Annotated in this window: 15 protein-coding genes, 3 tRNA genes and 2 pseudogenes; 3 read left to right on the top strand and 17 right to left on the bottom strand. The window is 56.1% G+C overall.

Annotated features, from left to right (window positions below; all coding sequences use genetic code 11):
• Positions 1–13: 13 nt before the first annotated feature.
• The 4 genes from ABJK70_RS07910 to fchA form a co-directional block, all read right to left on the bottom strand.
• A tRNA-His gene (locus ABJK70_RS07910) sits at positions 14–89 on the bottom strand.
• Between the two features lie 21 nt (positions 90–110).
• Positions 111–187 (bottom strand) — tRNA-Arg (locus ABJK70_RS07905).
• Position 188: 1 nt separating this feature from the next.
• A tRNA-Pro gene (locus ABJK70_RS07900) sits at positions 189–265 on the bottom strand.
• Between the two features lie 124 nt (positions 266–389).
• The gene (gene fchA / locus ABJK70_RS07895; RefSeq protein ID WP_077729636.1) at positions 390–1,013 is read right to left on the bottom strand and encodes a methenyltetrahydrofolate cyclohydrolase; all 624 of its coding nucleotides are present in this window, start codon (positions 1,011–1,013) and stop codon (positions 390–392) included.
• Positions 1,014–1,188: 175 nt separating this feature from the next.
• Between fchA and ABJK70_RS07890 the strand changes: the two genes are divergently transcribed.
• Positions 1,189–2,046, top strand: a complete 858-nt coding sequence (locus tag ABJK70_RS07890) for an NADP-dependent methylenetetrahydromethanopterin/methylenetetrahydrofolate dehydrogenase (RefSeq protein ID WP_077729515.1) — start codon at positions 1,189–1,191, stop codon at positions 2,044–2,046.
• A 62-nt stretch (positions 2,047–2,108) separates the two neighbouring features.
• Here the strand turns inward: ABJK70_RS07890 and ABJK70_RS07885 are convergent, their stop codons facing one another.
• A complete protein-coding gene (locus ABJK70_RS07885; protein WP_077729516.1) occupies positions 2,109–2,837 on the bottom strand; it encodes a metallophosphoesterase in 729 nt (242 codons plus the stop codon).
• Between the two features lie 187 nt (positions 2,838–3,024).
• Here ABJK70_RS07885 and ispG point away from each other — a divergent pair, with 187 nt between their 5' ends.
• Positions 3,025–4,263 carry a flavodoxin-dependent (E)-4-hydroxy-3-methylbut-2-enyl-diphosphate synthase gene (gene ispG, locus ABJK70_RS07880; protein WP_347257717.1) on the top strand — a complete coding sequence of 413 codons (1,239 nt, stop codon included), beginning with the start codon at positions 3,025–3,027 and terminating at the stop codon, positions 4,261–4,263.
• A gap of 30 nt (positions 4,264–4,293) precedes the next feature.
• On the opposite strand, the gene ABJK70_RS07875 is transcribed toward ispG, so the two are convergent.
• Together ABJK70_RS07875 and acnB are read right to left on the bottom strand one after the other, a co-directional pair.
• Positions 4,294–5,118 (bottom strand): ferritin-like domain-containing protein, encoded by an 825-nt coding sequence (locus ABJK70_RS07875; RefSeq protein WP_347257716.1) that lies wholly within the window; start codon positions 5,116–5,118, stop codon positions 4,294–4,296.
• Positions 5,119–5,210: 92 nt separating this feature from the next.
• Positions 5,211–7,787, bottom strand: coding sequence for a bifunctional aconitate hydratase 2/2-methylisocitrate dehydratase (acnB, locus tag ABJK70_RS07870; RefSeq protein ID WP_077729519.1), 2,577 nt, complete (start codon positions 7,785–7,787; stop codon positions 5,211–5,213).
• 231 nt (positions 7,788–8,018) lie between these two features.
• Here acnB and ABJK70_RS07865 point away from each other — a divergent pair, with 231 nt between their 5' ends.
• Positions 8,019–8,945 (top strand): histone deacetylase family protein, encoded by a 927-nt coding sequence (locus tag ABJK70_RS07865; protein ID WP_086134821.1) that lies wholly within the window; start codon positions 8,019–8,021, stop codon positions 8,943–8,945.
• 42 nt (positions 8,946–8,987) lie between these two features.
• Here ABJK70_RS07865 and ABJK70_RS07860 read toward each other — a convergent pair whose 3' ends face one another.
• The 10 genes and pseudogenes from ABJK70_RS07860 to ABJK70_RS07815 form a co-directional block, all read right to left on the bottom strand.
• Positions 8,988–10,322, bottom strand: a complete 1,335-nt coding sequence (locus tag ABJK70_RS07860; protein WP_077729520.1) for a UDP-glucose/GDP-mannose dehydrogenase family protein — start codon at positions 10,320–10,322, stop codon at positions 8,988–8,990.
• A gap of 62 nt (positions 10,323–10,384) precedes the next feature.
• Positions 10,385–11,569, bottom strand: coding sequence for an O-succinylhomoserine sulfhydrylase (locus ABJK70_RS07855; protein ID WP_133715985.1), 1,185 nt, complete (start codon positions 11,567–11,569; stop codon positions 10,385–10,387).
• 31 nt (positions 11,570–11,600) lie between these two features.
• A complete protein-coding gene (purF, locus tag ABJK70_RS07850) occupies positions 11,601–13,109 on the bottom strand; it encodes an amidophosphoribosyltransferase (RefSeq protein ID WP_077729522.1) in 1,509 nt (502 codons plus the stop codon).
• A 26-nt stretch (positions 13,110–13,135) separates the two neighbouring features.
• Positions 13,136–13,636, bottom strand: coding sequence for a CvpA family protein (locus ABJK70_RS07845; RefSeq protein ID WP_086134776.1), 501 nt, complete (start codon positions 13,634–13,636; stop codon positions 13,136–13,138).
• 78 nt (positions 13,637–13,714) lie between these two features.
• Entirely contained in the window at positions 13,715–14,809 is a 1,095-nt protein-coding gene (locus ABJK70_RS07840) for an SPOR domain-containing protein (protein WP_133715984.1), read from the bottom strand.
• Positions 14,810–14,822: 13 nt separating this feature from the next.
• A complete protein-coding gene (gene folC / locus ABJK70_RS07835; protein ID WP_077729525.1) occupies positions 14,823–16,085 on the bottom strand; it encodes a bifunctional tetrahydrofolate synthase/dihydrofolate synthase in 1,263 nt (420 codons plus the stop codon).
• A 129-nt stretch (positions 16,086–16,214) separates the two neighbouring features.
• A pseudogene (gene accD / locus ABJK70_RS07830) lies at positions 16,215–17,060 on the bottom strand (acetyl-CoA carboxylase, carboxyltransferase subunit beta); the annotation flags it as partial.
• Between the two features lie 8 nt (positions 17,061–17,068).
• A complete protein-coding gene (gene trpA / locus ABJK70_RS07825; RefSeq protein WP_077729527.1) occupies positions 17,069–17,878 on the bottom strand; it encodes a tryptophan synthase subunit alpha in 810 nt (269 codons plus the stop codon).
• On the bottom strand, positions 17,875–19,095 hold the full coding sequence (gene trpB, locus ABJK70_RS07820) for a tryptophan synthase subunit beta (protein WP_086134779.1): 1,221 nt from the start codon (positions 19,093–19,095) through the stop codon (positions 17,875–17,877). Before trpB ends, trpA begins: the two co-directional genes overlap by 4 nt.
• Positions 19,070–19,403, bottom strand: a pseudogene (locus ABJK70_RS07815) (N-(5'-phosphoribosyl)anthranilate isomerase); the annotation flags it as partial. The pseudogene ABJK70_RS07815 and the gene trpB, both read right to left, overlap by 26 nt.

Here is a 19,403-nt window from a genome sequence, read left to right as displayed (position 1 = left end):
GACGAGCTAGAAGTGGGGTGACCGATGGGGCTCGAACCCACGACAACCGGAATCACAATCCGGGGCTCTACCAACTGAGCTACGGCCACCGTCGGAAAATTACAAATAGATGGCGCGCTTGGCAGGACTCGAACCTGCGACCCTCGGCTTAGAAGGCCGATGCTCTATCCGGCTGAGCTACAAGCGCTTGGTCGGGGTAGAGGGATTCGAACCCCCGACATTCTGCTCCCAAAGCAGACGCGCTACCAGACTGCGCTATACCCCGGACGACCTTCTTTAACGAGAAGCCGTTCGGCTAACCATCAAGACTCACAATAATACCCATGTCGTTACAGATCGTCAATCGGTATGCTGCATACCTCTGTCGTCAATGATAACAAGCGCTTGCTTTACAGCTTGCTCTTGACGGTCTGGAAAATTTCCTCATTCAGGAGATCCATTCCGCTCAAAATCCCGTTCAATTCGGCTAAGCGGGAAGATACGAATTTTTCATCCTTTATAGCACCGGCGTTCACATAAACATTTAGCGCGGCGCTTTTCAGCGCAGCGTAACCTGCCACGACGGCAACGCCGGCATCACTGACTACGTTTCGATTCCCTTTTTCCGCTACGATTTTGCTCAACCTGATCACTTCGGCACAGGCTTTCGCGCACGCGATCGGTACATCGGTCGCCTCCTGCAAAGCCGATTGTATCTGCTGGCTTCTGGCGGTCTTCTGTTCTTGCGTTTCTTTTGGTAAACCGTAGGCGCCCATGACCTTATCAAATACTTCGACATCGGCTCTAACCATGTCCATCAGCTGCGCACGCAAGCTTTCCGCTTTCGTCAGCAGCTCTTTCATCTCTGGTTCGACGGCCTCATAATTTTTTTTTCCTATGGTGAGATTACAAACCATGCTCACCAAAGCGGCGCCCATAGCTCCCATAATGGCCGCTGCGCTGCCGCCACCGGGAGTTGCCGACTTGCTGGCCAAGTCGTCCAAAAATTGATGGATTGTTTTGTCTTTGATCATGCCATTCGCTCCATCAGGTTCATAGTATGAAAAATGGCCGGAAAGTATAAAACACAAGGCGTTACGGGTTAAAATTTTCCGTTTTTTCGGATTGGCGATATCTCGCCGGTTCGATGACGAATCGGAAAAATCCGCCAAACCCGCTCAAGGTTAAGTGCCATTCCAAGGAAAAAGAATGAAGAAGCTTTTGTTCCAATTCGATACCGATTTTTACCCATCTGTGTTCGACACCGTTGTCGCCTATGATGGCGGCGCGGATCATGTAATCGGCCACGGTGGCCTGACGCCGGAGAACGTTGGGGCATTGGTGGACGGCACAATTTTTACAAGAGCGCCCAAGGATAAAAAAAATACGGCAATCTTCATCGGGGGCAGCGATTTGATGGCCGGACAAGAGCTATTGAAGGCGGTCAAGAAAAAGTTTTTCGGAGGTTTTCGAGTCTCCGTAATGCTGGATAGCAACGGCAGCAACACCACGGCCGCAGCGGGCGTCGCCAAACTCGCAGCGAGCGGAGCAATTGCCGGAAAACGGGCTGTCGTTCTTGCAGGTACCGGGCCTGTGGGCCAGCGGGCGGCGGTAATGCTGGCCAAAGAAGGCGCTCGGGTCTCGATCACATCACGCCAGATGGCTCGCGCCGAGAAAGCTTGCCAAGACATGAAACAGCGGTTCGGCGTCGAACTGACCCCTATTGAGGCTCATGATAACGACGCGCGCGGGAAATCCATAGAGCAAGCGCATATCGTGTTTGCGGCCGGCGCAGCCGGTGTAGAACTGTTGGAAGAACGTCATTGGCAGGATAATCCGTCGATCGAGCTGGTGGCGGATGCCAACGCGACTCCTCCAATCGGTATCGGCGGGACCGATATGATGGACCGTGGAACAGACCGAAACGGAAAAATCGTTTGGGGAGCCATTGGCTTCGGTACGCTGAAACTGGCACTGCACCGTGCCTGTATCGCTAAGCTTTTCGAGAGTAACGATCAAATTCTGGATGCCGAAGAAATTTTCGAAATCGCGAAGACAATGGCCTGAAGGACGCAGGCGCGATTCGAACAGGGCGGCCGCTGACATTTTCGCTTGACCTCGGAGAGCGCCTAAATTTCCAAGATTTTTCTTGGGTCGAATTCGCTTACGAGCTGATTTGGGAAATAGCCTCGGGGATTGCAGAGAATTCGCGTGCCAGAGCACCGATAGTCGGAGACGGCATGGGTATGGCCATGGAACCAGGCTGCGATTTCGAAACTGTGCAGGACTTCTCTCAGGTCATTGCAGTAGGCATGGCGTTTGATCTGACTGGGGCTGTCCCGCCAGCTCCAAGGCGTCGGAGCGTGATGGGTGACCACCACGGTTTTCCCGGGAAACGGTTTTGCGAGCTCGGCAAAGAGCCATTCGCGGGATTCCCAATGCAATTGGCGATAGCTTTTCGCATTCAAAGCATCTGTGCGGTATCGAATCTTTCGGAAATCATTGACGATAGAAACCAGTTCCTCCAGCTGATCGTTATCGTCGCCCCCGAGATCGCTCCACAGGGAACAACCCAAAAATCTCACTCCGTCATACACCCACGCGCGTTGTTCCAGGAACTGCACATTGGTTCCGCTAGCGGCACTAGTTAGGTTTGCCAGGGTGGAGAGATATTCTTGGCCGTAAAACTCGTGGTTACCCGCTACATATATGACAGGCTTTCCAAATGATTTAAGCCAGTCCAAAGCTTGCAGGCCAACACCGATATCTCCGGCTGCGACGACAACGTCCGCATCGGCCGCCGTCGTCTCCAAAGATCCGAATTCGAGATGTATGTCCGAAAAATACTGAATACGCACGGTGTAATGTGATCCTTGGCCGGAGCGTCCTTCGAGGGCTTACTATTCCGGCACACGCTGTAAGTTCCATAATTATAACTTGACACCCAAGTAAAGAACTCGGAAATTACCGCAAGCCTACGATAGGCTTGAGCTGTGTCATTGATAAAATAGCGGACTCGCGAAGTATCCCAGTAGGTTTTTAAGCATGATGAATAGAAGAGATTCGGTCGGTGTAAAAGTCGGTGAGATCCAGATCGGCGGCAATGCGCCGGTGGTCGTCCAATCCATGACCAACACCGATACCGCGGATGTAAAAAGCACCGTCAGACAGGTGATGGATCTGGCCAAGGCCGGTTCCGAATTGGTCCGCATTACCGTAAACAATGAAGAATCAGCACAGGCCGTATCTCAGATACGCGAAGAATTGGACAGGAATGGCTGCTTCGTTCCTCTGATCGGCGACTTCCATTTCAACGGTCATAAGCTGCTGGACAAGTTTCCCGGTTGTGCCGAAGCACTGGCGAAATACCGTATCAACCCCGGCAACGTGGGCCGAGGATCCAAGCGCGATCCCCAATTCGCCCAGATGATCGAATTTGCCTGCCGCTACGAAAAACCCGTGCGGATCGGGGTCAACTGGGGAAGCCTCGATCAATCCGTGCTGGCACGCCTGCTTGATGAGAACGCGCAGCTTAGTGACCCAAGACCACTCGCCGAAGTGATGCGCGAGGCGGTCATCACCTCGGCTTTGGAAAGCGCCGAGCGTGCCGTGTCATTAGGATTGCCCAAAAACCGTATCGTACTGTCGTGCAAGATGAGCGGCGTTCAGGAGCTGATCGCCGTTTATCAAGCGCTCGCCGAACGCTGTGATTACGCTCTGCACTTGGGGCTTACCGAAGCCGGCATGGGATCCAAGGGCATCGTGGCGTCTACGGCCGCATTGGCGGTACTGCTGCAGCAGGGCATCGGCGATACCATCCGTATTTCCTTGACCCCCGAGCCGGGCGCCGATCGCACTCACGAAGTCATCGTCGCCCAGGAGATTCTCCAAACCATGGGCATCCGCTCGTTCACGCCGATGGTGATCTCCTGCCCCGGTTGCGGCCGTACGACCAGCGACTATTTTCAGAAGCTGGCTCAGCAGATTCAGAGCCATCTCCGTCACAAGATGCCGGAATGGCGCAAGAAATATTCGGGTGTCGAGGACATGCACGTGGCCGTGATGGGCTGTGTGGTCAACGGCCCGGGCGAGAGCAAGAACGCCAATATCGGAATCAGCTTGCCCGGCACGGGTGAGCAACCGGTCGCCCCGGTCTTCGAGGATGGCGTAAAGACGGTAACACTGAAGGGCGATCGTATCGCCGAAGACTTTCAGGAATTGGTCGAGCGTTATGTCGTGTCCCACTACGGCCCGAATCAGGAACATCAAGCCATCGCCGAGTAAGGAATCGAAAGCTCCCCGGCCCGCGGCTCCTCAGTCCGGGCGGGCCGGACTTTCGCTAGCCATCCCCTTCAAGCGCTGCAACTCCAGATCGCTAAATCCCGCCGCTCGGCGCAATTCGATATTGAACGGACCGCGGACAGCCCCCCGAAGATAGCGTTCGACAAGATCGAAATATTCCGTTACGGGATCGATTCCCTGTTCGTTGCACACGTATTGAAACCAACGAGTACCTCGCGCCACATGGCCAACCTCGTCCCTCAGGATAATCCTGAGGATATTCGCGGTTGCGTCATCGCCTAAGGCATCGAGCTTGTCAATCATTGCCGGGGTGACGTCCAATCCCCTCGCTTCCATCACGCGCGGAACCAACGCCAGGCGGGCTTTCACGTCGTGCGCCGTGTCCTCGGCTAATTCCCATAATCCTCTATGTGCCGGAAGTTGGCCGTAGTCGGCATTAAAGTCTTTTAGCCTTCCTCGAACCAGAGAAAAGTGATAAGCCTCCTCGATGGCTACTTCCAGCCAATCGTCATAAAACGCCGATGGCATTTCGCGAAACCGATAAACCATATCCCATGCGAGCTGAATCGCGGTGAATTCGATGTGGGCAACCGCATGCAGAAACGCGATCTTCCCGGCAGGGGTCGTGAGTTTCCGCCGCGGCAAATGCCTCGGGTCCACCAGCTCCGGACGCTCCGGGAAGCGGACTTCCGATGCCGGCTTGGGCGGCAAGCGATCATCCAGGGAAAAGCCTTCTCCCCGGAAGGCCAGCGCAGCCCGCTCGGTCGCTTCCAGTTTGGCTTCCACGGATGGCGTGTATAGGCACGATTCCGCAATCTCGAATAGATTGGTCGACATGAGTTTCGTAATCGTTTCGGAATAAGAACAACAGGCCGCCACTTGCCGATGCCTCGTCGGTTGCGGCAAGCGGCGCTGTCGCACTTGGCATTTCAAGCCGTGGCGTCTAAAGCGACTTGTTCCGCCTTTCTGACGTAGTCGGGAATCTGATCGAAATTCAGATATCGATAGGTATCCGTTGCGTCCTTTTCCAGGGACTGAACGAAAGCCATGTATTCTTCGTACGACGGGATGCGCCCTAAACTCGAACATACGGCCGCGAGTTCTGCCGAGGCCAGAAACACATTGGCACCCGCTCCCATCCGATTGGGAAAGTTTCGCGTCGAGGTCGATACCACGGTGGCATGGTCCGCCACCCGTGCCTGATTGCCCATGCACAATGAACATCCGGGCATTTCGGTCCGAGCGCCCACTTTGCCGTAGATGCCGTAATACCCTTCCTCGGTCAATTCCAACTGATCCATCCGGGTCGGCGGAGCGATCCATAAACGCCCTGGAACTTGCGTCCCGAAGTGCTCCAGGATTTTTCCGGCCGCACGGAAATGGCCGATGTTCGTCATGCAGGAACCGAGAAAGACCTCGTCGATCTGGGTGCCGGCAAGGGCAGACAAGGGTTTTACGTCGTCAGGATCGTTCGGGCAACACAAGAGCGGCTCTTTAATCTCGCTCAGGTCGATCTCGATCACTTCGTGATATTCGGCATCGGCATCGGGCTCCAGGAGCATGGGATCAGCCAGCCAATCCTCCATGGCCGCGATTCGCCGGATTAAGGTTCGTACGTCGCCATAACCTTGCTCGATCATCCATTTGAGCAAAACGATATTGGACCGCAAATATTCCTCGATCGGCTCTTTGTTCAGGCGTACGGTACAGGCGGCGGCGGACCGCTCGGCGGAAGCATCCGCCAGCTCGAATGCCTGCTCTACCTTTAGAGTCGGCAGTCCTTCGATTTCCAAGATGCGTCCTGAAAAAACGTTCTTCTTGCCCTTTTTCTCGAGAGTCAAAAGCCCGCGCTGCATCGCCGCATAAGGAATGGCATGCACCAGGTCCCTGAGCGTGATGCCCGGCTGCATTTCGCCCTTGAACCTGACCAGTACCGATTCCGGCATGTCCAAAGGCATCACACCGGTGGCGGCAGCGAAAGCGACCAGGCCGGAACCCGCGGGAAACGATATCCCGATAGGGAAGCGGGTATGCGAATCGCCGCCGGTTCCGACGGTATCCGGAATCAGCATGCGGTTGAGCCATGAATGGATGATGCCGTCGCCGGGACGAAGCGAAACGCCGCCGCGATTCATGATGAAATCGGGCAAAGTGTGGTGGACATCGATGTCTACGGGCTTGGGATAGGCCGCCGTGTGACAGAAGGACTGCATCACCAAATCTGCAGAAAACCCCAAGCAAGCTAAATCCTTGAGCTCGTCGCGCGTCATCGGGCCCGTAGTGTCTTGAGATCCTACCGTCGTCATATGAGGCTCGCAGTAGGTGCCGGGACGTACACCCTTTACCCCGCAGGCTTTTCCGACCATCTTTTGGGCGAGGGTATATCCCTTGCCGCTGTCCAGTTTAGATTCCGGACGTCGGAATACCGGCGAGATGTCGAGACCCAGTGCCTTGCGGGCACGATCGGTAAGGCCGCGTCCGATGATGAGCGAGATCCTCCCCCCGGCCTGCACCTCGTCCAGCAGAATATCGTTCTTCAAGGCGAAAGTGCAAAGCAGCTCGCCGGTATCGTGGCGCTTGATCTCGCCTTTGTAAGGGTAGACGTCGATAACGTCGCCGGTATGCAAGTTCGAGACATCGCACTCGATAGGCAGGGCACCGGAATCTTCCATGGTGTTGAAGAAGATGGGAGCGATCTTTCCTCCGATGCACATGCCTCCCGCCCGTTTGTTCGGAACACATGGAATATTCTCGCCGATATACCACAGCACCGAGTTGGTCGCGGATTTCCGAGAAGAACCCGTACCTACGACGTCGCCCACGAATGCAACCGGCCAGCCTTTTGTCTTGAGTTCCGCTATCTGCGCCTCGGCATCGGTGACGCCTTCGCGCGGCACTTTCAGCATGGCTTTGGCGTGCAGCGGAATATCGGGCCGCGACCAAGCATCCTGGGCGGGCGACAAATCGTCGGTGTTGATCTCACCCGGCACCTTGAATACGGTCACCGTAATGACGTCAGGCACCTTCGGCCGGCTCGTAAACCATTCGGCTTCGGCCCAAGCCCGCATGACCGCCTGTGCGTTCGCATTGCCGGCTTGGGCCTTCTCGCAAACATCGTGGAACGCATCGAACATCAGCAAGGTATGCGACAAGCCCTTTGCGGCCAGCGGTCCCAACGCCGGATGGTCGAGCAGTTCGATCAGTGGGGCTACGTTGTAGCCGCCCAGCATGGTGCCGAGAAGTTCGATCGCAAGGCGCGGATCCAATATCGGCGAGACGGTTTCACCTTTCGCGACAGCTGCCAGAAAACCTGCCTTGACGTAGGCCGCTTCATCCACGCCTGCCGGCACGCGGTTGGTCAACAGGTCGAGCAAGAATTTTTCCTCGCCTTGAGGCGGATTTTTGATGAGCGATACCAGAGCCGTGGTCATTTCCGCGCTCAGAGGTTTCGGCACAAGCCCTTGTGCCGCTCGCTCGGCAACGTGTCTGCGATATTCTTCCAGCATGGTTTCCCCTAAAGTTTGCAATTCTGTTCGACTCGAGCCCCACGCACGATTCGAAACGGTTTCATTTGTCGTATAAAACGACCGCCGTTTTCCATTCCCGAGAACGAGTCATCGATCATTGGTCCAAATAACGGGGAACGATCAATCATCAAACGGTATCGGTTCTATTCCAACGGCAATACTCGGGTATTATATGGATCACTCATACGTTTATCACGCCGGATGCTCGTCATGACTACGATTTGCTTCAGTCATCGGAGTTTCTTGGAACACGACACCGGCCTTGGGCATCCGGAAAACGCGGAGCGCTTGCGTTCGATCGAGCGCGCACTTAGTCGACCCGATTTTTCCGGTCTCGATCGACGGGAAGCGCCGCGCGGTACCCGCGAACAGATTCGTTTAATCCACACCGATCGGCACATCGATTACGTCTTGGGAGCCGTGCCCAAACTGGGTTTTGCTTACCTCGACGGCGATACGGTCGTGTCGCCCGGTTCGGGCGAAGCGGCTTTGCATGCCGTGGGTGCCGCATGTGCCGCGGTGGATGCCGTTTTTGCCAAGGAGTCCACGAACGCTTTCTGCGCTGTCCGGCCGCCGGGACATCATGCCGAACCCGACGCGGCCATGGGGTTCTGCTTGTTCAACAATATCGCCATTGCCGCCGAATATGCCCGCAAACACCATGGAATCGAACGGGTCGCCATCATGGATTTCGACGTGCACCATGGAAACGGTACCCAACGAGCATTCGAAACGAATAAGGACGTCTTATATGCATCGACTCACCAGTTCCCTTGGTATCCCGGGACCGGGAGGTCCGGCGAAACCGGTGCGGGCAATATGATCAATGTGCCTCTGGCAGCCGGCAGCGGGTCCCATGAATTTCGCTTGGCCGTGGCGGACAAGATTCTGCCCGCTATCAATCGTTTTACGCCGGAGCTTGTCTTGATTTCCGCCGGCTTCGATGCCCATCGGGACGATCCCCTGGCCGATCTGAATTTGGTCGAGGACGATTATGCTTGGGTAACTTCGGAACTGGTGAAATTGGCGAAAGAACACGCACGAGGCCGACTGGTATCCGTTTTGGAAGGTGGATACAACCTGGAGGCTTTAGGAAAGAGTGTGGCCGCGCATGTACGTGCGCTGATGAAGAGCTGATGGCTGGAAAAGAGGGGGCGCCGAGCGCCCCCGCTATTCGAATCAGGCTAAGGACGCGCCCCGCCCAATGCCGAAATAATCAAATCCCATCATTTTCATCCGGGCCGGATCATAAAGATTCCGACCGTCGAAGATGACGGGATGCGACAGTTCGGCCTTGATCGTATCAAAGTCGGGGCTGCGGAATACATTCCATTCGGTGACGATAATCAAGCCGTCAGCACCTTTCAAGGTAGCTTCGGGGCTGTCGCAAAGCGCGAGATCGGACCTATGCCCATATAATCGCCCGGCTTCGTGCGTCGCGACCGGATCGAACGCTTGTACCTTGGCGCCCGCCTCCCAAAGGGCTTCGATGATCACCCGGCTGGAAGCTTCGCGCATGTCGTCCGTATTCGGCTTGAATGCCAACCCCCAGAGAGCGAGTGTCTTTCCTTTTAGATCGTCCTTAAAATAATCCTTAACTTTTTCGTAAAGTCTCAGTTTCTGCCGGTCATTGACATCCTCGACCGCCCGCAGCAACTGGGCCTGATATCCGACGTCCCGCGCGGTGCGCTCGAGTGCTTTAACGTCTTTCGGGAAGCACGAACCGCCGTATCCGCAGCCGGGATAAATGAAGTGGTAACCGATCCGCGGATCGGACCCGATGCCCACCCTCACCTTCTCGATATCCGCGCCCAGACATTCGGCGAGATTCGCCAATTCGTTCATGAAGCTGATTTTCGTCGCCAGCATGGCATTGGCCGCGTACTTGGTCAGCTCGGCCGAGCGAATATCCATGCAGACCAGGCGGTCGTGATTGCGATTGAATGGCGCGTACAAGGCCCGTAGAAGTTCGGTAGTGCGGGGATTGTCGGTGCCCACCACGATACGATCCGGCTTCATGAAATCCTCGATGGCTGCCCCCTCTTTCAGGAATTCCGGATTTGAAACCACATCGAATTCACATGGCTTCTGCCGGTCGTTGAGCACCGTATTTATCGCCTGGCGGACTTTATCCGCCGTGCCGACGGGCACGGTCGACTTGTTGACTACAACGCGATAATCCTCCATGCGTTCGCCAATGCTGCGCGCGACGGCCAACACATATTGCAGGTCGGCCGACCCATCCTCGTCGGGAGGCGTGCCGACTGCGATGAACTGGAATAAACCATGCTGAACCGCCAGGTCCACATCGGTGGTGAAATGCAGACGTTTCGCGGCCATGTTGCGTTCGATGATGCTATCCAGACCAGGCTCGTAAATCGGAACCTCGCCTTGATTGAGCCGGGCAATCTTGCCCTCGTCGATATCTACGCATACCACCTCATTGCCTACCTCGGCCAGACAGGCTCCGGTAACGAGGCCGACATAACCCGAACCAAAGACGGTGACTTTCATGACTGTTCCTTTTTGTTACGAATGAGATTCTGCACGCGGAGGTCGATACGACCAATCCGATCTTATGCAAAGGCGCGAAGCAAATCGCGCCTGATGTCATCGATATTTTCAAGCCCCACGGCGATACGGACCAAACCCTCGCTGATACCGGCAGCGGCACGTTCGTTCTCGCTCAGCCTGCCATGAGTCGTGGTTGCGGGATGGGTGATGGTCGTTTTGACATCCCCTAGATTCGCAGTGATGGATAGCAGGCGGGTCGAGTCGATCAGGTTCCAGGCCCCTTCCCGGCCCCCTTCGACCTCGAAACTCACGATGCCGCCGCCCGCAAATTGTTGCCGCACGGCTAACTCATGTTGGGGGTGGGACGGCAGTCCCGGATAATACACGCGCTTGACCCAAGACTGGGCTTCCAGCCACTCCGCAAGATTCAGGGCATTCTCGCTATGCGCGCGCATGCGTATCGCCAAGGTTTCCAGCCCCTTGAGAAATACCCAGGCATTGAACGGACTCATGGAAGGGCCACCCGTCCTTAGAAAGGGATAGATTTCCTTATCCAATAACTCCTGCCGGCCAACGATCGCGCCTCCGACGCATCTCCCCTGCCCGTCCAGGTACTTGGTTGCCGAATGAACGACGATATCCGCTCCCAAATCCAGAGGCTTCTGCAAAGCGGGCGTACAGAAACAGTTATCGACCACCAGAAGGCTCCCATTTTGCCTGGCTATCGTTGCAATGCGATGAATATCCGCAATTTCGGTCAGCGGATTTGAGGGAGTCTCGAGAAAAAGAAAGCGCGTTTCGGGCCTGACGGCTGTTTCCCAGGCCGCATAATCGGTCATATCCACGAAAGTGGTCGTGACGCCGAATTTGCTCAGGTAATTCTGGAACAGCAGAACTGTGTTGCCGAACACGCTCCGGGAGCACACGACATGGTCTCCGGCCTTTAACAATCCGAAGGCCGTCGTAGCGATAGCGGCCATTCCCGAAGCCACCGCAATGCAGCGTTCTCCGCTTTCCAGGGCGGCGAGCCGTTCCTCGAAAGCTCGAACGGTGGGATTGGTGAAGCGCGAATAGATATTGCCGGGAATCTTACCGGAAAACCTCGCGGCGGCATCCTCGGCGCTGTCGAACACGTAACTGGACGTCGCAAAGATCGGATCGGAATGTTCCTGTTCGGACGTCCGTCGCTGCCCGGCGCGTATCGCCTGAGTTTCGATGGCATACTGCTGCCATTCCCAATCGGTCATGTGGTCTACCTCGCAAAAAGCGTCCGTGATACTAGCCCGCGTTGTGCAACTCGATGATCGAACCATCGGCCGAGCGTCTGGCCTTGGACTGATCGTTACGGTGCTTGCTGAGCCGATCGAGGTATTCCTGATTGATATCCCCGGTGACATAGTCATCGTTGAAACACGATGTGTCAAACCGCCCGATGGAAGGATTTCCTCTCTGCACGGCCTCGATCAAATCGCTCAAGTCCTGATAAATCAACCAATCCGCGCCAAGCTCATCCTGCACCTCCTGTTCGCTGCGCCCATGGGCGATCAATTCATGCGCCGCAGGCATGTCGATGCCGTATACATTAGGATAGCGTACCGGCGGAGACGCGGACGCGAAGTAAACTTTGCGCGCTCCGGCATCCCGCGCCATTTGAATGATTTGCATGGACGTAGTGCCTCGGACGATTGAATCGTCGACCAGCAAAACGTTCTTGTCCTTGAATTCGAGGTCGATCGCGTTCAGTTTCTGTCTGACCGACTTCTTGCGAAGCTGTTGTCCGGGCATGATGAACGTACGTCCGATGTAGCGATTCTTGATAAAGCCCTCCCGGTATTTCACGCCCAGCCGGTTGGCGAGCTGCAACGCCGCAGTCCGGCTCGTATCCGGAATGGGGATCACGACATCGATGTCGTGATCCGGGCGCAGCCGCATAATTTTCTCGGCCAGTTTATCGCCCATGCGAAGCCGGGCCTTGTAGACCGAGATATTGTCGATGATGGAGTCGGGGCGTGCGAAGTAAACGAATTCGAATATGCACGGCGAATAAAGCACTTTTTCGGCGCATCGGCGCGTATGTAGCGTACCGTTTTTTTCGATGATCACGGCCTCGCCAGGCTGCACATCCCTAATCAACTTGAATCCCAACACGTCCAGGGCGACGCTCTCCGATGCGATCATGTAGTCGGTGCCCTTGGCGGTCTTGCGTTCGCCGAACACCAAGGGGCGAATGCCGTAAGGGTCCCGGAAACCGATGATACCGAAACCGGTGATCATCGCCACCACCGAGTAAGCGCCCCGGCAGCGCTGGTGTACGGCCGCCACGGCACGGAACACATCTTCGGGGCCGACCCGAAGTTTCCCCAGTTCCTGGAGTTCATGAGCAAAGACGTTAAGGAGAACCTCGGAGTCGGAATCGGTGTTGATGTGTCGTTGATCTTGGGCGAACAGATCTTCCTTCAGCACCTCGGCATTGGTCAGATTACCGTTATGCGCCAGACTGATGCCGTAAGGAGAATTGACGTAAAACGGCTGGGCTTCGGCCGAGCTCGTGCAACCGGCGGTGGGATAACGGACGTGGGCGATGCCCATCTTTCCCCTGAGGTTCACCATGTGGCGAGTATGAAATACGTCCCGTACCAAACCGCTGTCCTTGCGCAAGTTAAAGCGATCGTGTTCGCAGGTGACGATACCCGCGGCATCCTGTCCCCGATGCTGCAATACGGTCAGGGCTTCATACAGCTCCTGATTGACTTCGTCACTGGAAACGATGCCGGCAATACCACACATAGGTCAACTCACTTAACAATGAAAAATCATCGAAATTTGACATAACTGCCGAAGTCCGACGGAAGTTGGTCGCGAAGCCATAAAGCTAACGACTGAAATGGCGGAATCAAGGCAGATTCTTTCCACCAAGGGTCTGCCGGAAGAGGTGTCGCTCCGGCCAAAAGAACCAGCACTGAAACGATGACGACTCCGCGGCCGATACCGAATACCATTCCGGCAAGACGATCGGTCCCCGTCAACCCGGTACTTTTCACCAGCATGTGCAGCAAAAAAGTAACCAGGCTGGCCAATATCAAACTGGCTAAAAAGAGTATCCCAAACGATGCAGCCATCCGGGCGGAGGGAAGGGAAATGACGGAATCGAGATAAACCGAAAAATCACGGCTGAATTGCAACCCGATCCACGCTGCCGCAACCCATGCACAGAGTGAAAACACTTCGCGAATAAGACCGCGCAACAGCCCGATGAAGGCTGATAAACCAATGATTCCGGCAATACAATAATCGACCCAAACCAGATTAGACATGTCGTACTCTCGCCGACGATAGCACTGTCGTATTGATAATCGTCTGGTCAGAAATCCGGTATCCGGGAATGCCAGCGATCACGGATGCGGAACCACGATACCCTTGATACCGATAGTATTCTCAATCTGCTTCTGTATCTGCTCTGCCCGTGTCCGGTTCAACTCGGGACCTACCTGAACGCGGTAGACCGAGGTTCCGGCGTTGTTAACGACCTCCACAAATGCGGGAAAGTTCGATTTTCGCAGCTTATCGGCCAGTGACCGCGCATTGCCCTCGGTGGTAAAACTACCGGTTTGGACTACCCATGCCGCCAAGTCATCGGATGCCTCCGGTGCGGGAATTGGCGGCTCAGGAAGCTTCGCTCCCCCACCTCCAACGGCTGGTTTCGATGGGATTTCAGGAGCTTTTGAAACCGCTTCGGACGGTACCGCCTTCGAATTATCCAATGAAGGCTTGATCTGCGCCGGTTTTTGGGGACTCACCGGAGACGACGCAGATTTAGCCGATTCGGCAGCTCTTGTCGTCTCGGACTTCTTCGATCCTTTTTCGATCGGTTTCGCGGGCGGGGCTTTTGGTTTCGCCTTAGGCAGTGCGGCGGGCTGCTCCGGCGGCATCGTATCAACGGCGCCCTCTTCCGAATTGACCGTCAGGGTTGTCGGCTCGAGTTTGCTTTTTCTGGCGAGAGCCTGTTTTGATTTGCTAACTCCGGCGGCTTTTGCCGGTTCATCGGTTTTAGCCACTTGCGCTTTGTCCGATTCAGCGGGATCGGCTGCGCGACTAGTTTGCGCATCGCCCGTGGCTTTCAAAACATCCTCATCGGCAACCGTCGGTTCACTATCCGCTATAGAAGCCGCCCGATTTTCGGGCTTTTCGCCGGACTCGGCAGAAGCGGACTGCTCGCTTTCCGCGGCGGTCGAATCGCCATCGGTCAAGGGGATTATCCGATAACCCGTACTAGTGCTTTCGCTCTCCTCCGACGGAGCAACATCGGCTGCCGAGTTCGGCAGCTCGATGGCCTTGGCTTCAACCTCTTTGGGAAGTGCCGGAATCTCGCCGGAGCCGGCAGCGCTTAGATCGTCCTGCCGTTCCTCGAACAGCATGGGCACGAAAATAACTACCAGAGAAACAATGATGATAGCGCCGATGAGACGTTGTTTCAGTTGCTGATCCATGAATACCTCGGACTCAGCTCATTTGAGCCAAATACTCGGAAACTAGAAAGAATGAGCCAAACACGAGCACGAGGTGATCGTTTTCCGCGTCCTGTTTGGCGGCACCGAATGCCGCTGCAGCATCGGCGAACCCAGACCGGACTGCTGAAACGCCAAGACTGTCGAAAATAGCTAAAAGTTGATCGGCAGTCGCTGCCCGGGGCATTTTGAGGGGAGCCAAATACCAATGCTCGACCAGGTCTTTTATGTTAGTGATAATCCCGAGAACGTCCTTGTCGCGCATAACGGCGAAGACTGCATGTATGGTTTTCCCGCCAAACCGGGAGCCCAGATATTCCGCCAATACCCTCACCGCCTGAGGATTGTGCGCCACGTCCAATAATACAGGAACACTTCCAGGGATGTACTGAAACCGTCCGGCCAAAGTGACATTTCTCAACCCATTCCGAACGGCCGCCGCTGATACGGGCATGTGGGTTTCGATCCTCTGCAAGACTTCCAACACAGCCGACGCATTGATCAATTGGTGACTACCTTGGAGCGCCGGAAACGGCAAATCGGCCAGCTGGGTGTTTCGCCCCAGCCAGTTCCATCCGTCGCCGGACACCTCATACATAAAATGCCGCCCCGCATACGAAAGCGGCACGCCACCCTCCTCGGCATATCGGACCACGGCCTCCGGCACATCGCTGTCTCCGATGACCGCGGGTCTGCCGGGTCGAAAAATACCGGCTTTCTCCAGCCCTATGGCCGTGCGGGTTTCACCCAACCAATCCTGGTGATCGAGGTCGATGCTGGCAATCAGGGCCGCATCCGCGTCGATGATATTGACGGCGTCCAGACGACCGCCCAAACCGACTTCGAGCACTTGTACGTCCAGATCGGCGGTAGCGAAGATATCGAGCGCCGCTAAGGTGCCGAACTCGAAGAAACTGAGAGTCGTCTCGTCGCGCACCCGTTCAATACGCTCGAACGCGTCGCAAATCCGGTCGTCGCTGACGGGTTCCCCGTCAATACGGATTCGCTCGTTATAGCGTAGAAGATGCGGCGACGTATATGTGCCGACCCGGTAGCCCTCCTGGCGTAAAATCGCGTCCAGCATCGCTACACATGAGCCTTTTCCGTTTGTGCCGCCGACGGTGATGGTGAAAGGCGGCTTTTCGCGACGACCAAGCCGTCCATGGACCATTTTGACGCGGGACAAGCCGAGGTCGATAGACTTCGGGTGCAGGGTCTCCTGCCAGGCCAGCCAATCAGCCAGCGTTTTGAAACGCATGAACTATTCGTTGCCCGTAAGTTCTTCGGCAGAAAGAGAGGTATAAGCCGCGGCAAGCATTTCGGGTCTTTCGACGCGCTTTTCGACGACGACCGCCTCGATACTGGCGGCAGCCGGCTTTTCAAAGGCCAGTATCGACAACAGGGACGCGATTTTTTCGCGCATCTCCCGACGATCGACGATCATGTCCAGAGCGCCGTGATTGAGCAAAAACTCGCTTCTCTGAAATCCTTCCGGCAGTTTTTCGCGGACCGTCTGTTCGATCACGCGCGGTCCCGCAAACCCGATCAGAGCGCCCGGCTCACCGATGTTGATGTCGCCCAGCATGGCCAAACTGGCTGATACGCCTCCCATCGTCGGATCGGTCATCACGGAAATGAAAGGAATGCCCGCATCGGCCAACCGCGCCAAGGCAGCGCTGGTTTTCGCCATTTGAAACAGGGACAACAAGGATTCCTGCATACGGGCGCCGCCGCTGGCGCTGAAGACGACCAATGGAATTCCCTGCTCCAGGCAGTGATTGACGCCCCGCACGAAGCGCTCTCCCACGACCGACCCCATGGAACCGCCCATGAATTCGAAATTGAATGCGGCAGCGACTAATGGCCGGCCTTGGAGCTGACCGGCGACGACGATCAGCGCGTCCTTTTCGCCGGTGGCTTTTTGCGCCTGAACCAAGCGATCCTTGTACTTCTTGCTGTCTTTGAACTTAAGCGGATCGACGGGCGTAAGTCCTTCGCCGATTTCCAGGCGATTGCCGGGGTCGAGAAACAGATGCAGGCGCTTGCGCCCGCTGATGCGCATGTGATGGCCGCACTTCGGGCAAACCTCCAGATTCCGTTCGACTTCCGACCGGTACAGAATTGCGTTGCAGGCCGGACATTTGCTCCACAAGCCTTCGGGGATCGCGCTTTTCGTAGACGCTTCCGTGCGGATTTTCGAAGGTACTAATTTGTGAAACCAGCTCAAGGTGATGACTCTCGCTAAAAAGATGCGTCCATCGCGGTACGCATGGATTTCAACAGATCGACGATATCGTTGAGCGCTCGCCCGGAGTCGCCCCGTGCAACCTCGATTTTCTCGACCAGCGCACTGCCCACTACCACCGCGTCGGCAAATTTGGAGATCGTGGCCGCGATCTCGGCGTTCTTGACGCCGAACCCGACGCCCAGCGGCAGATCCGTCAGCGCGCGAATTTCGGAAAGCTTACGCCGGACATCGCTCAAATCCAAATGCGAGGCGCCGGTGACACCTTTCAGAGAGACGTAATACAAATAGCCCCGCCCCAACTGGCCCATCTTGCGTATCCGCTCATCGGTACTGTTGGGGGCGAGCAAAAAGATCGGATCGATACCGGCTTGCTCCAAAAGCGACAACAGGTCGGACGATTCTTCGGGAGGCATGTCCACGGTAAGAACGCCGTCGACGCCAGCGCTCCTGGCCCTGTCGACGAACGCGCGGTACCCCATGCACTCGACCGGGTTGAGATACCCCATGAGAACGACAGGAGTCTCGCTATCGTTCGAACGGAACTTTTCTACCATGTCCAGCACGCGGCGAAGGCTCATCTTGTGCAGAAGAGCTCGCTCGCTGGCCTTTTGGATGACCGGACCATCCGCCATCGGATCGGAGAAAGGCACGCCCAGTTCGATGATGTCGGCCCCGGCCTCCACCATCGCGTGCATCGCCGGAACCGTGAAATCCGGATGGGGATCGCCCGCCGTGATGAAAGGAATGAGAGCTTTCCGGTTGGCTTGTTTTAAAGTCTGGAACTTGGCGGTCAAACGGCTCACAGGGTAATTCCTTCGCGCCTTGCAATGGTGTTGATGTCTTTGTCCCCGCGTCCCGATAGGTTGACCAGGATTTTTTGATCCTTGCTCATGGTGGGCGCGAGCTTCATGGCGTAAGCCACGGCGTGGCTGGATTCCAGCGCCGGAATGATGCCTTCGATCCGGGTCAGCGTGTGAAAGGCCTCCATCGCCTCGTCATCGGTGATGCTGACGTATGCGGCCCGACCGCTGTCCTTTAACCAGGAATGCTCCGGACCCACGCCGGGGTAATCGAGGCCGGCTGAAATCGAATGGGTTTCGATGATCTCGCCATCCTCGTCCTCCATGAGATAGGTGCGATTGCCGTGCAGAACGCCTGGTTTGCCGGCGCTCAGAGGAGCCGAGTGGCGACCGGTCGCAATGCCCTCGCCCGCCGCCTCGACACCGTACATCGATACGCCGTGTTCGTCTATGAAGGGATAGAACAGGCCTATGGCGTTCGAACCGCCTCCGACGCAAGCTACCAGCGCGTCCGGCAAGCTACCGGTGAGTTCCTTCATCTGCTGTCTGGCTTCGCGGCCTATGACCGCCTGAAAATCGCGAACCATGGCCGGATAAGGATGAGGACCGGCCACTGTGCCGATGATATAAAAGGTATTGTCCACATTCGTAACCCAATCGCGCATGGCCTCGTTGAGCGCGTCCTTTAGGGTTTTCGAACCGGATTCCACCGGCACCACGGTCGCGCCGAGCAACTTCATGCGGAACACATTGAGGGCCTGGCGCTCGACGTCGACAGCCCCCATATAAACCACGCACTCCATTCCCAAGCGGGCGGCGACTGTAGCGGTAGCCACGCCGTGCTGTCCGGCGCCGGTCTCGGCTATAACGCGCTGTTTGCCCATACGTTTAGCGAGCAAAGCTTGTCCTACGGTATTGTTGACCTTATGGGCACCGGTGTGATTGAGATCCTCGCGTTTGAAGAAAACTTGCGCGCCACCCAGCATTGAACTAAGGCGCTCCGCGTAATAGATCGGCGAAGGGCGCCCCACGTAATGCTTGAGATCGTAATCTAATTCCGCAAGGAACTCGGGATCTTTCATGTAGCGATAATACGCGTCCCTCAACTCCTGAATCGGATACATCAAGGTTTCGGCAACGAATACGCCGCCATAGGGCCCGAAGTGGCCCCGCTCGTCGGGCAGGTTGTACGATTCAGTCGATGTGTACTCTATGGTCATATTCGTGTACCTGTTCTAGAAACGCCGCCATTTTATCGGCATCCTTGATGCCCTTGCCTGCTTCTACACCGCTGGATACGTCGACGGCATAAGGCTGCACCGTCCGCAAGGCTTCCACGACGTTATCAGGAGCAAGCCCTCCGGCCAAGATCACCGATCGGCGGAGTTCCTTCGGAATCAAGTCCCAGTCGAAGCGATGCCCGGTCCCCCCCTTGGCATCCGAATGCCATGCGTCCAACAGAAAACCTGCAGCATCCGGATAAGTGTCCACAATTGTCGTCAGATCTGTTTCCGACCGCATCCTTACG

The organism is Methylocaldum sp. (genome assembly GCF_039794385.1).
In the GTDB taxonomy this organism is placed as follows: Bacteria; Pseudomonadota; Gammaproteobacteria; order Methylococcales; family Methylococcaceae; genus Methylocaldum.
The sequence above is the reverse complement of the archived record's forward strand: the minus strand, read 5'-3'. Positions and strand labels throughout refer to the sequence as shown.

Coding starts and splice junctions, on each gene's coding strand:
- fchA (WP_077729636.1), bottom strand. CDS start 1,013: ATGATCAAAGACAAAACAATCCATCAATTTTTGGACGACTTGGCCAGC.
- ABJK70_RS07875 (WP_347257716.1), bottom strand. CDS start 5,118: ATGTCGACCAATCTATTCGAGATTGCGGAATCGTGCCTATACACGCCA.
- folC (WP_077729525.1), bottom strand. CDS start 16,085: ATGCGTTTCAAAACGCTGGCTGATTGGCTGGCCTGGCAGGAGACCCTG.
- ABJK70_RS07890 (WP_077729515.1), top strand. CDS start 1,189: ATGAAGAAGCTTTTGTTCCAATTCGATACCGATTTTTACCCATCTGTG.
- purF (WP_077729522.1), bottom strand. CDS start 13,109: ATGTGTGGTATTGCCGGCATCGTTTCCAGTGACGAAGTCAATCAGGAG.
- ABJK70_RS07855 (WP_133715985.1), bottom strand. CDS start 11,569: ATGACCGATTGGGAATGGCAGCAGTATGCCATCGAAACTCAGGCGATA.
- ABJK70_RS07845 (WP_086134776.1), bottom strand. CDS start 13,636: ATGTCTAATCTGGTTTGGGTCGATTATTGTATTGCCGGAATCATTGGT.
- ABJK70_RS07840 (WP_133715984.1), bottom strand. CDS start 14,809: ATGGATCAGCAACTGAAACAACGTCTCATCGGCGCTATCATCATTGTT.
- ABJK70_RS07860 (WP_077729520.1), bottom strand. CDS start 10,322: ATGAAAGTCACCGTCTTTGGTTCGGGTTATGTCGGCCTCGTTACCGGA.
- trpB (WP_086134779.1), bottom strand. CDS start 19,095: ATGACCATAGAGTACACATCGACTGAATCGTACAACCTGCCCGACGAG.
- ABJK70_RS07865 (WP_086134821.1), top strand. CDS start 8,019: ATGACTACGATTTGCTTCAGTCATCGGAGTTTCTTGGAACACGACACC.
- acnB (WP_077729519.1), bottom strand. CDS start 7,787: ATGCTGGAAGAATATCGCAGACACGTTGCCGAGCGAGCGGCACAAGGG.
- ispG (WP_347257717.1), top strand. CDS start 3,025: ATGATGAATAGAAGAGATTCGGTCGGTGTAAAAGTCGGTGAGATCCAG.